This window comes from Lentilitoribacter sp. JB5-8 (genome assembly GCF_055693385.1).
Map to the genome: position 1 here is coordinate 3806637 of NZ_CM146332.1, position 12034 is coordinate 3818670.

At 44.6% G+C, this 12034-nt stretch carries 11 protein-coding genes and 1 pseudogene; 6 read left to right on the plus strand and 6 right to left on the minus strand.

Annotation, left to right across the window (positions count from 1 at the left end):
- Window positions 1-25 precede the first annotated feature (25 nt).
- Together modA and ACZ1GZ_RS18430 are read right to left on the minus strand one after the other, a co-directional pair.
- A pseudogene (gene modA / locus ACZ1GZ_RS18425) lies at window positions 26-760 on the minus strand (molybdate ABC transporter substrate-binding protein); the annotation flags it as partial.
- An 85-nt stretch (window positions 761-845) separates the two neighbouring features.
- Entirely contained in the window at window positions 846-1484 is a 639-nt protein-coding gene (locus tag ACZ1GZ_RS18430; RefSeq protein WP_472668360.1) for a 2-dehydro-3-deoxy-phosphogluconate aldolase, read from the minus strand.
- A 161-nt stretch (window positions 1485-1645) separates the two neighbouring features.
- Between ACZ1GZ_RS18430 and trhO the strand changes: the two genes are divergently transcribed.
- The 3 genes from trhO to lysS all read left to right on the plus strand — a co-directional run bounded on the left by trhO (window position 1646) and on the right by lysS (window position 5716).
- Complete coding sequence (gene trhO, locus ACZ1GZ_RS18435) at window positions 1646-2581, plus strand: oxygen-dependent tRNA uridine(34) hydroxylase TrhO (RefSeq protein ID WP_472668361.1); 936 nt, start codon at window positions 1646-1648, stop codon at window positions 2579-2581.
- Between the two features lie 123 nt (window positions 2582-2704).
- Window positions 2705-4180, plus strand: a complete 1476-nt coding sequence (gene gltX / locus ACZ1GZ_RS18440) for a glutamate--tRNA ligase (RefSeq protein WP_472666359.1) — start codon at window positions 2705-2707, stop codon at window positions 4178-4180.
- A gap of 36 nt (window positions 4181-4216) precedes the next feature.
- Window positions 4217-5716, plus strand: a complete 1500-nt coding sequence (gene lysS / locus ACZ1GZ_RS18445) for a lysine--tRNA ligase (RefSeq protein WP_472666360.1) — start codon at window positions 4217-4219, stop codon at window positions 5714-5716.
- A gap of 22 nt (window positions 5717-5738) precedes the next feature.
- Here the strand turns inward: lysS and ACZ1GZ_RS18450 are convergent, their stop codons facing one another.
- From ACZ1GZ_RS18450 to ACZ1GZ_RS18460, 3 genes are all read right to left on the minus strand, one after another.
- Window positions 5739-6434, minus strand: coding sequence for a YdcF family protein (locus ACZ1GZ_RS18450; protein WP_472666361.1), 696 nt, complete (start codon window positions 6432-6434; stop codon window positions 5739-5741).
- 92 nt (window positions 6435-6526) lie between these two features.
- Complete coding sequence (locus ACZ1GZ_RS18455) at window positions 6527-7486, minus strand: hypothetical protein (protein WP_472666362.1); 960 nt, start codon at window positions 7484-7486, stop codon at window positions 6527-6529.
- Window positions 7487-7602: 116 nt separating this feature from the next.
- Window positions 7603-8103 carry a hypothetical protein gene (locus tag ACZ1GZ_RS18460; RefSeq protein WP_472666363.1) on the minus strand — a complete coding sequence of 167 codons (501 nt, stop codon included), beginning with the start codon at window positions 8101-8103 and terminating at the stop codon, window positions 7603-7605.
- Window positions 8104-8305: 202 nt separating this feature from the next.
- Between ACZ1GZ_RS18460 and ACZ1GZ_RS18465 the strand changes: the two genes are divergently transcribed.
- From ACZ1GZ_RS18465 to ACZ1GZ_RS18475, 3 genes are read left to right on the plus strand one after another with little or no spacing between them, the layout of a single operon-like run.
- Window positions 8306-9121, plus strand: coding sequence for a UDP-2,3-diacylglucosamine diphosphatase (locus tag ACZ1GZ_RS18465; protein ID WP_472666364.1), 816 nt, complete (start codon window positions 8306-8308; stop codon window positions 9119-9121).
- Between the two features lie 42 nt (window positions 9122-9163).
- A complete protein-coding gene (locus ACZ1GZ_RS18470; protein ID WP_472666365.1) occupies window positions 9164-10393 on the plus strand; it encodes a BtaA family protein in 1230 nt (409 codons plus the stop codon).
- 4 nt (window positions 10394-10397) lie between these two features.
- Window positions 10398-11078 carry a class I SAM-dependent methyltransferase gene (locus ACZ1GZ_RS18475; RefSeq protein WP_472666366.1) on the plus strand — a complete coding sequence of 227 codons (681 nt, stop codon included), beginning with the start codon at window positions 10398-10400 and terminating at the stop codon, window positions 11076-11078.
- A 35-nt stretch (window positions 11079-11113) separates the two neighbouring features.
- Here ACZ1GZ_RS18475 and ACZ1GZ_RS18480 read toward each other — a convergent pair whose 3' ends face one another.
- On the minus strand, window positions 11114-12031 hold the full coding sequence (locus ACZ1GZ_RS18480) for a dimethyl sulfoxide reductase anchor subunit family protein (RefSeq protein WP_472666367.1): 918 nt from the start codon (window positions 12029-12031) through the stop codon (window positions 11114-11116).
- Window positions 12032-12034: the final 3 nt, after the last annotated feature.

The following is a 12034-nucleotide window of genomic DNA, read 5'->3' on the forward strand; positions in this document are numbered from 1 at the left end:
CGCTTGCACGATCAAATCCATATTCCGCGAGAGTTGATTGCGCGCTTTGGGTAAAAAGAAATTCATAAAACGCCCCGGCTGCATCATTTGATTTACTCAATTGAACAATGGGGTAAGATATATTCGCGTGATCTGTTTGCGAAAATATATGAATAATCTGGAGCGTATCTGAAAGCTGTGCATCTGATTTATAAAGGACAGCGGCACCGACCTCCCCGCGCTCAACCAAACCAAGTGCTATGCGAACATTTTCGGTAAAAACCGCGTTTTGCGATAAATTATCCCAAAGCGATAGGGCCTCAAAAGCCTGTTTGGCATAGATACCCGCAGGCACATGAGACGGATCACCCATAGCGAAGCGATTTCCCGACAAAAGCTGGGACCAATCCTGATTTTGGGGCAGTGTTTGTGACGCCACAACAACAAGTTTATTTGCAGCTAAAGCTTTGATATCGCTCGTTTTAATCTGCCCTTGCAATACCAGATAATCCATCCAGTCGGCGCTTGCGGATAAGAAAATATCAGCAGGAGCATCATTGGCGATCTGACGCGCTAACACGCCTGATGAGGCATAAGATAAAACAATATCGATGTCGGGGTTTTCAGCTTCGAAATCTGCCGAGATCTTATCCAGCGCATCTTTCATACTGCTGGCTGCAAAAACAACAACACGTTCTTGAGCAAGCGATGGCATTGTAAACGCTGGCGTGATTAAAAATACGCTGATCAAAAACCAAATATATTTTAATAAACAACGCATAACAGATCCAAGCCTAAACTATCTCTAGCATAGGCTTGGCGATTATAGTTTTCAATCTCATTATATTAGCGCAAAACGCTAGATATTACTTGGCAAGTTCAAACGCTTCAGATGCAAGCTTGGTAATGCCATCCCAATCACCAGCATCCACCAGCGCTTTTGGAGCAACCCATGAGCCACCAACGCAAACCACATTTGGAAGCGATAAATAGTCATTTGCATTTTTCAGGTTAATACCACCTGTTGGGCAAAACATCATGTCAGCCAATGGAGACGACAATGATTTAAGATAGCTTGCGCCGCCTGCCTGTTCAGCTGGGAAGAATTTTAAGACCTTATAGCCCTCTTCGCGCAATGCCATAACTTCACTTGAAGTGGCCGCGCCGGGCAACATCGGTATTGATGAGGTTTTGGCATGATCTAGCAATTCAAGCGTTGTGCCAGGAGACACAATAAACTGTGAACCAGCTTCAACGGCCTGATCATATTGTGCAGCGTCAAGAACAGTTCCAGCGCCTGGGACAGCACCTTCTACTTGATCAGCAACTGCGCGGATTGCATCCAACCCTGCAGGCGTTCTTAAAGTCACCTCAATGGCTCTTAATCCACCAGCTACAAGAGCACGTGCGAGCAAAACTGCTGAATTAACATCATCAACCACCAATACTGGTACAACGGGTTGAAGCTTCAAAACTTCCAAAAGACTTTGTGTTTTTTCAGCCATGTTTACTTTATTCGGCATGTTTTATCCTTTTAAATCGATTTTATCGCACCAATTAGATGCGTTAGGTCAAAATGTCCACCCTGTGGCCCTATCTTGAGCATGATTTCTTGTGATAGACAATGTTGCACTTTGCGTTATTAAAGACTATTTCCAAACACATCATGACCAAACTATCATCTACCCAAACGAACCTGCCAATCGTCGTTGCAGCGCTATATCATTTTGCTTCATTTCCAAAATTCGAAGAATTTCGGGAACCTCTTTTGGAATTTTGCGTACAAAACAACATCAAAGGCACGCTGCTTTTAGCACATGAAGGCATAAATGGAACCGTCGCGGGATCACGAGAGGGCATTGATGCACTGTTAAAATTCATTCGCACCAAGGATATCTTCAAAAATCTCGAACACAAAGAGAGTTTTACCGACGAGATGCCTTTTTACCGCATGAAGGTTCGGCTTAAAAAAGAAATCGTGACAATGGGTGTTGAAAATATCGATCCCAACGAGATTGTAGGAACATATATTGAGCCGGAAGACTGGAACGAACTTATTTCCGATCCAAATACGATTGTCATCGATACACGCAATGATTACGAAGTGGCGATCGGCACATTTGAAGGCGCTGTTGATCCCCAAACGAAGACATTTCGCGAATTCCCAGATTGGGTACGTGCGCAAAAGGATCTGAACAAAGATGCCAAGATTGCCATGTTTTGTACCGGGGGCATTCGCTGCGAAAAATCTACAGCCTTTATGAAACAAGAAGGTTTCGATGAGGTTTTCCATCTCAAAGGCGGGATATTGAAGTATCTTGAAACCGTGGAACCAGAAGACAGCAAATGGCAAGGCGATTGTTTTGTTTTTGACGAACGCGTCTCCGTTGGCCATGGATTGGCTCAGGGCGACTATGATCAATGCCACGCTTGCCGCATGCCGCTATCAGAAGAAGAGAAGCTTCTTGATAGCTATGAAAAAGGCATTTCATGCTTGCATTGCATAGATGAAAAAACTGACGAAGATCGTGCCCGCTTTCGCGATCGACAAAAACAGGTTGAATTAGCTAAAAAACGTGGTCAAACGCATATCGGCAGCTAATTCCCACCGAATTAACCCAACAGCGACAATCATACGCGCAACACTTGACGTATCGTCGGTAATATGGCCTAACGCGGCACATATATTATCCGACGTTTTCGTCCGAATTGAGTGATCATCAAAATGACTAATACAGATGTCAGGGTACGCCTCGCCCCCTCCCCAACTGGCGAGCCACATATCGGCACAGCTTATACTGCGCTTTACAACTATCTTTTTGCCAAAAAGATGGGCGGCACGCTCATCTTGCGCATCGAAGATACGGACGCGACGCGTTCAAAACCAGAATTCGAGCAAACAGTTTATGACAGCTTGCGCTGGATGGGTCTTGATTGGTCTGAAGGTCCCGATGTTGGTGGTGATTTCGGCCCTTATCGCCAAAGCGAGCGAAAAGGCATTTATGGCCAATATGTTGACCAAATCTTAGAAGCAGGTCACGGATTTAAATGTTTCTGTTCAGCAGAAGAGCTGGATGAAATGCGCGAATTCCAACGCTCGCAAGGTAAAGCTCCACGTTATAGTGGCCGCTGCCTACGCTTGAGCGCAGAAGAAATTAAAGCGCGTGAAGACGAAGGTATCGTCCCAGTTATTCGCATGAAAATTCCAAGCGAAGGCTCATGCAAATATGTCGACGGCGGTTATGGCGAAGTTGAAATCCCGTGGGATGCTGTGGATATGCAAGTCATTCAAAAAAGTGATGGCATGCCGACATATCACATGGCGAATGTGGTTGATGACCACTTGATGAAAATCACCCATGTGGCACGCGGCGAGGAATGGATTTCATCCACGCCTAAGCATATTTTGCTTTATCAATATCTGGGTTGGGAAGCGCCAGAGTTTACTCACCTTCCATTGATGCGCGGTGCTGATAAATCAAAACTGTCAAAACGCAAAAACCCGACATCCATGTCATATTATGCGGGTCTTGGGCACTTACCAGAAGCATTGACCAACTTCTTAGGTCTATTCTTCATCCAAATCTCAGAGGGTGATGAATTGATGGATTTAGATGAGTTAGTTGAACGCTTTGATCCTGAGAAATTATCAAAGGCTGGTGCTGTGTTTGATGTGCAAAAGCTGGATTGGCTCAATGCTCGCTGGTTGCGCGAAAAACTCTCTCAAGAAGAGTTCCTGGCACGGGTTTTAGAATGGGCAAGCGAAAACGACAAACTCAAACAAGGTTTGTTGCTCGCACAAACGCGCATTCAAACATTCTCAGAATTGCCAGATCTTGCGGGCTTCTTGCTCAAAGGTGATGTTGGTGTAACTGCTGAATCTTTCGCAAACATCAAGAAGAACCCACCGGAAAAATGCCTTGAGGTGATTGATGCCGTGCGTCCCGCTCTTGATGAAATGGATGAATGGAACCGTGAAAGCATTGAAGAAACATTGCGTGTTGTTGCAGAAGGCCTTGAAACAAAACTTGGTAAATTAACACCGCCTCTTTTCGTTGCGGTCAGCGGTTCATCACGTTCTCTTCCATTGTTTGATGCAATGGTATTGTTGGGACGTGCAATGGTGCGCCAACGATTAAAAGTAGCAAGTGATGCACTACATGCGTCCCTCGATACATCTGATCAATCTTCTGACGCGTAGAATAGCGTAAAATAGCGACACATATTAGAGATCACTATGACTGATAATAAAAACGAAGAAGCCCTATCAACCGACGCAAGCGAAGTGCGTTTGCAAAAACGTGAGCGTATGGAAGAAATTGCAGGCAATCTATTTCCTACAAACTTCCACCGCACCATTACCAACGGCGAGTTGATGGAAAAATATGCTGACATTGAAGATGGTCATCTAACAGGTGATATCGTCACGGTCGCAGGCCGCATTTATTCATCTCGTAACAACGGCATGTTTATGGACATGCGCGATGCAAACGGCAAAGTGCAGATCTTCACGCACAAGAACAACGCCTCTGAAGACGTTCGCGAATTGCTTCAATTCATCGACATTGGCGACATCATTGGTGTGACGGGTGAAGTGCGACGCACTCCTCGTGGAGAATTAACTGTCAATGCGACAGAAATCACCATGCTTTGCAAAACGCTCAAGCCAATGCCTGAAAAATATCATGGGCTTACTGATATCGAAACTCGTTATCGCAAACGCTATCTTGATCTTATGTCGAATGAAGAGTCTAAAGCACGTCTTCAGCAACGCGCGAAAATCGTATCCGGTATTCGCCGTTTCATGGAAGATGATGGTTTTATGGAAATTGAAACGCCTATGCTTCACCCAGTTTATGGTGGTGCAACGGCCGATCCATTTATGACCCATCACAACACGCTTGATATGGATATGTATCTGCGAATTGCGCCAGAGCTTTATCTCAAACGTGCGCTTGTTGGTGGCATTAGCGACAAGGTTTTTGAAATCAACAGAAACTTCAGAAATGAAGGGGTCTCAACCCGCCACAATCCAGAATTCACGATGATGGAAGCCTATTGGTCCTATCATGATTACACAGATGCAATGGATCTGGTTGAACGAATGTTCGCGCGTGTAGCTGAAGACATTTACGGCACAACAGATGTCGAATTTGGCGATAAAACGATTTCGTTTGCCGCTCCGTTTAAACGCGTTCCAATGCCAGATGCGGTCAAAGACGCGACCGGCATCGACTTCCTTGCCATCGACAATGATGCTGATGCACGTGAAGCTGCAAAGAAAGCTTTACCAGGTATTGATATCGATGAAGATGGAACTTGGGGTGAGATGCTTGCGCTTGTATTCGAAGAAAAAGCTGAGCATCTGTTAATCCAACCATCGCATGTTACGCATATGCCAAAAGACATCTCTCCATTTGCGAAAGAAGTGCCGGGCGAGCCTCGTCTTGTTGAACGTTTTGAAACATTCATCAATGGCTGGGAAATTGCAAATGCGTTCTCTGAACTCAATGATCCTGTTGAGCAACGTGCGCGCATGGTTGAGCAAGTTGAACAAGCCCAATCACGTGGTGAAAAAGAACGTGTACTAGATGAAGAATTCCTAGATGCGATGGATCACGGCATGCCGCCAGCAGCGGGTATAGGCATCGGAATTGACCGCGCAATCATGCTACTGACCAATGCACAATCTATTCGTGACGTGATCTTGTTCCCGGCACAAAAAACAAAAGCTTAAATGCAATTAGAGGCGTGTAAGATCACGCCTCTGATAATTCTTCTGACAAAACATCTTCCCAATCGTCGGGGAGATGTTTTGTATATCCCTGCTCTACAAGTTCTTTAAACGCTTCTTCAGCTAATTCATCAGCGTCTTGTTTGGTTTGATAACCAAGCTTTGCATAAGCACGCGTGCGCCAATGCGTACCGACCAATTCGTGTACGACTTTTTCCAAGTCCATATCACCAACAGGCTGGGAAACAATTGTATGATGAGGCGCTGTCACCACGGCTTTGATATCGGGCCATTGTTTTTCAACAGTTGCACGACAACGTCTTTGCATTTGTGGCTTAGTGACAAACACCACGGTCTTTGCTTTGGGGAACATTGCTTTGACATTCGTGATGTTTTCACCCGTGTTTGTGGCTTTATCCTCAAGAACGATATCGTCTTCAGGCACCCCATGGCCCATGGCAACATCGGCGAAGGTTTCCGCTTCTGTTTTATCAAAATGATCTTTTGTCCAATTGCCGAAAGCACCGGTGAACACAATCTTATCTGAGATCGCATTTTGATAAAGTTCGGCACAACGTTCGGCCACCCGCGTATCGTAACTTCCAAGACCAACAATTAAATCAAAGGTCGGAATATCACGCGGTATGTTTTCATCCAAGCAATGATATCGCCAAATGGAGAGCGCTGCGTCTAATACTTTGGGTTCAGGCAAATTTTGCAAAATTATCTCCTACAAACTTCACATCTGATTATCGCATCAGTTTCAAGATGAAGAAAATCAATTCAGTTTACATAAAGATATAATCTTGGAGCTTAATTGTAGCGGATTTTTGTTCCCAACACGTCAACTTTTTGTTCATTTTGTGCCGAGTTATCATCCGAACCCAAACCAACCATTTGCAAGATACCATCGAAGAATCCGGCTTCATCTTCTTGTTGAGCTTCTTCCATCTCAACTTTATCACCTGGATAAATGTTGGCGTTTTCTTCCATGACTTCGCCTTCAGGTGCCATTTCTTCGTCATCTGAACCACCCAGACCAACAAGCGCTAGAACATCATCGATCATTCCTGGTTCCGCATTTTTCTCCGCTTCAGCATCCAATGCTGCCTGCGCAGCCTCTTCCGCCGCCAGAGCTTCCGCTTCAAGGCGTTCTTTCTCAGCTAATTCCTCTTCAGACATTTCTTCTTCAGGAACGTAACAACCTGCAGGCTCGATAATCTCTTCACTGAGCGTCATTATTTCTTCAGGAGACAATTCATAACGGTCACCAATAAACTTCCCGCCATAGGCCTTGTCCGTGTTGACATAACGCACTTCCCACTGCTTTTTAGTCGCTTGTGTCAATAATGGGTCCGGCGCAAATACCACCTGCGCACCAATATTACTACCGCGAAAATCTGGACGGCTCGTTGGTCCATCGGCATCAAGCAATGAGACAGTCACAAGCTGACTATCGGGATATTCGCCAATCAAGAATTTCGTATAGTTAAGAACCATAAGAACACGCTCTTTGGTCGGCATCGCGTTAGCCCGAATATAAGATGTGACACGATTTTCTTTCATGAGTTCAAACTGGACTTCATGCACCAGATCACATGCCAAACCAGTAATGTTCTTGTCCATAAAGCCAGGTTTCACAAAAACCACAGCAGCAGCACCAGATGTTGCTGTAAGTGCAAAACCGCTTAAAATAATAATCAAAAACTTTTTGGTGAAGATGCCTTTTTTAACCGGCAACCCCTCATCATCATCGATCTCAGTGTCAATCATTCCTGTGCCAACAGGAATATCGCCTGATACATCAATCTCTAATGGTTCTTCTGCGACAGCATCTGTCTTTTTCTTCCGCTTTAAAAACCCAAAGAGCTTTTTCTTTTGCTTTGGTTCTAAGGGCTGATCATCAGCCGCATCCTTTGCGACAACCTGCTCGTCGGAGGAGGCCTTCGCTTTTTCTTTCGCTTTAGAAAACCAAAAAGTGCACGCCTTTTCTCGGAAGCTGCCTCTTCTTCGACCTCTTCAATTGCCGCAGCAATTTGCGGCTCTTCAACCTTTTTCTTTGGCCTACCGGGTTTGCGCTTAGGAGCATTTTCACCCTTTGCAGTCTTTGCAGATGTATTTCTTGCAGTCGTTTTTTTAGCGGCTACGGGTTCTTTCTTTGCCGTTGTTTTACGCGCAGGCTTTGATGACTTCTTCTTTGCTGGCTCTTTTTCAGCTTTAACAGCGTCTTGATCGGCTACCTGGGCTTCATCAGCCGCTTGAACCTTGCCACCTTCTTGATTTTTCGTGTTATTTTTCTTTTTACGTCGCAAAAAGCTGAACAACCCCTTTTTAGGGGCTTGCTCTAAATCGCCATCTTTGGGCGTCGTTTTCGACGGTTTCTTGGCCATAATACGCTAGCACACAATACAAAATACAAAACACTACTGGCTCATAAGATACGACAAGGACCTTTCCGTTCTATTAACCCTATTTCTAAACTTTATGGGGAAGTGCCCCATTCTTAGAACGCATATTGAGCCGGTGCATCATGTCATCAGCTTGTCATCTCAATAGGATTAAAGGGGTGCAAATTCTCTGGAGCTAAGAAACTTGTCACAGAATTTTCACCACCGCGCATTGTTTTTGTCCGATATTCATTTGGGCACAAAAGGCTGTCAGGCAGAAATGCTTCTCAGCTTTTTAAAAGTACATGATGCGGAATATATCTATCTTATCGGAGATATATTTGACGGGTGGCGCTTGAGAAAAGGTTGGTATTGGCCGCAAACCCATAATGATGTTGTCCAAAAAATTCTGCGAAAAGCACGAAAAGGCAGCAAGATTATCTATATCCCGGGTAACCACGATGAAGTGATGCGAAATTACTTCGGCACGCATTTTGGTGGAATTGAAGTTAAAGAAACAGACATATTTGAAAGTTCAACGGGCAAGAAATTCCTCATCATTCATGGCGACCAGTTTGACGTTGTTATCAAAAACGCCAAATGGCTCGCCCATATTGGGGACTGGGCTTATGAAACAGTGCTTAGCCTAAGCACCCTATTAAATAAGTTTCGTAGGTTATGGGGCGGGCAATATTGGTCTTTGTCCCGCTGGGCAAAATATAAAGTCAAAAGTGCGGTTAACTTTATCGGCGATTATGAAGACATCCTCTCACACGAAGCTAAAAAACATGGTGCGGATGGCATCATCTGCGGCCACATCCATCATCCAACAATCAAACAAGTCGATGACGTCTTTTACTTAAATACCGGCGACTGGGTGGAAAGCTGCACGGCAATCGTTGAGGATTTTAACGGGAAATTTGAGCTCATTTATTGGGCGGAAACAGGCGCTTTGCCCGACCAGGTTAGCAAAGACAGTCATCAACAAATCAAACTAAGTCAAAGGGATCTGAGCCATTAGAAGCTTAAATGGCTTGAACTCATACGGAAAGGTTTTGCAATCATGGAACAGGTAGGCGGTTATCGACAGCAGGTCATTCAATCCGTATCGCGCCATTCATTTATGTCCAAAACAGGACTATTAGAACGTTTGTTTGCGCATAATTTCACCAAACTCGTCTACCCCCAAATATGGGAAGACCCTGAAGTGGACATGAGAGCGCTTAATATTCAGCCAGATGATAATTTGGTTTGTATTGCGTCCGGTGGCTGCAACGTGCTGTCCTATATGACGAGGGAACCTGCCAATATTACGGCATTGGATTTATCTCCTGCACATATCGCTTTGAATAAACTGAAATTGGTTGGCATCCGGCATTCTCCGAATTATAGAACGTTTTTCGATTTTTTTGGTGTGGGCGATGATGCGTCAAACATCAATTTTTACGAGGTTTATTACAAACCTCATTTGGATGCACAGACTATCAAATATTGGGAATCGCGCCACGGTCTAATCCAGCGTAAGATTGATATGTTCACCAATGGGTTTTATCAAAATGGTGTTTTAGGACGTTTCATCAAAGCTGTTCATATTTTCGCAAAATTAAACGGCGTTGATCTGCGTGAGTTCATCGATTGTAGAAACCTTGACGAGCAAAAAAGGTACTACAAGCAACATGTGGAACCATTGTTTGACGGAAAAGTCATCAAATTTTTGACGAACCGGAAGCTAAGCCTTTTTGGTCTTGGCATTCCGCCCCAGCAATATGAAGAATTAGCCAGTGCTGCAAATGGTGACATGCTTGCAGTTTTAAAAGAACGCACCCGAGCATTAATGTGTGATTTTCCGCTGACTGAAAATTACTTCGCGTGGCAGGCATTTAACCGTGGATATAAAGACGACAGCACCGGGCCATTACCGCCCTACCTTCGGTTCGAGAATTTACGTACGCTTAGATCCGCAAAAACAAATGTCGAGTACCAAAACAAAACCTTCACAGAATATCTGAAGTCTCAAAAAGATAAATCCAAAAACGCCTATGTGTTGCTGGATGCGCAGGACTGGATGACAGATGATCAGCTTGAAGAACTTTGGCAAGAAATAAACAGAACGGCAGCTCCTGGTGCACGCGTTATCTTTAGAACAGCTAGTATCCCATCAATATTGGAAGGTCGTGTCACAGATAAGACTATGTCCTACTGGCATTATCACGCGGATCAATCGAAAGAACTCACCAAACAAGATCGATCGGCCATTTATGGTGGTTTCCATCTTTACGAACGTAAAGGCTGATCACATGACGGAAAGTGCAATATCTCATAAGCTGCAGATGGACAGTATTTACGCATTTCAGCGGCATATATATGATGTGAGCCGAAAACATTATCTGCTGGGTCGAGACCGATTGATAAATGATCTTGCACCTCCACATGATGGACGCGTGTTGGAGCTAGGTTGCGGAACCGGACGAAATCTTGTCATCGCAGCGAACAACCATAAAAGCGCAACTTTTTATGGACTGGACATTTCCAATGAAATGCTAAAATCCGCACAAAAACTCATCAACAAGCATCGCCTTACAAATCGCATTTCCATCCATCAAGGTGATGCAACCAGTTTTGCTCCGGTAGAACTTTTTGGCGTTGAAAAGTTTGATCGGATTTACATATCCTACAGCCTATCAATGATCCCTGATTGGCAAGGTACATTGGAACAAGCATTTCTACATCTGTCGGACAAGGGCTCAATTCACATCGTAGACTTTGGCCAACAAACTGAACTGCCTAAAATATTCAAATCAATATTGACCAAATGGCTAAAGCTATTTCACGTCACTCCCCGCGCAGACTTGTTTGATTATGTCAGTGCGTTGGCCAAAACTCACAACCGAAATCTTGAATTCAAGCAACTCTACAAAGACTACACCCATTACTGCGTAATTGGACCACAGCGCCTCCAACAACTCTCTATTAGCTAGACACAAAAAAGGCGACCTAAGCCGCCAATTTCATATTAGTAGTATAGCGAAACCGCATGTTTGGCTTCCGCGAAGAACAACCAGCGTTCAGCGAACAGTCCAGCCAACATGGATAAGAATGCTAAGAACATAAAGACGCCATATACTCCGGTCAAAAATGCCAAAGCAGCAAAAATAAACGGAACAATCAAACCAAGACCAACCGAAATAGAACGCAATTTTTTAGCATGTTTACGACCAATCTGGTGCATCATCTCTTTGGTGAGATAGTTTTCGCCGGAATGCGGTTTTTCAAATAATTTGACTTTACCAAGGTGACCAAGACCTGTTGCTGTTCCAGTATCAGAACCCGTATCTGAAAAACCAACACCATCGGCACGGCGCCACCACAAAAGCTTCAGCCCCCATGCAGCAATCAGCGCCAATCCAGCCAATACACTAACTGAAATGCCCGCTACATATGATGCAGTTCCAAATGTCGCTGCAAGCACGATGCCAGACGCCAAACCAAATGCAACATAGCAGATAGACGTGAGCACATTATGCCAGCTTGGAACGGTCTTCAGCGATGCATAAATCATCGATGTTGCATAAATTGTTACAATCGCAAGAACGGCAATGATAAACCCAAGCACGCCAATGCGTTCACCCGTTACCATCCAAACCAGAGCGTAAATTGCAAACAAAGTAAGCGTTAGCACGGATAACACACCCTCGCGAGATAGCCATGATGAGCGCCATTGAGAAAATGCGCGCCAAAAACGCTCAGGATGCCCTAAGTGAAAGAGGGAAGACAAAAGTCCAATCACGCAAAGACCACCTGCAAGCAACGAAATTAAAAACGCTGCAACTGCACTGTTTGGCATCGCCCATCCAAGCCCGATAAGCGCCATAAAACCAAATCCGGCACCTGAAATAACTGTAAAGAATATAACTGAAACTGCTGGATGCATGAC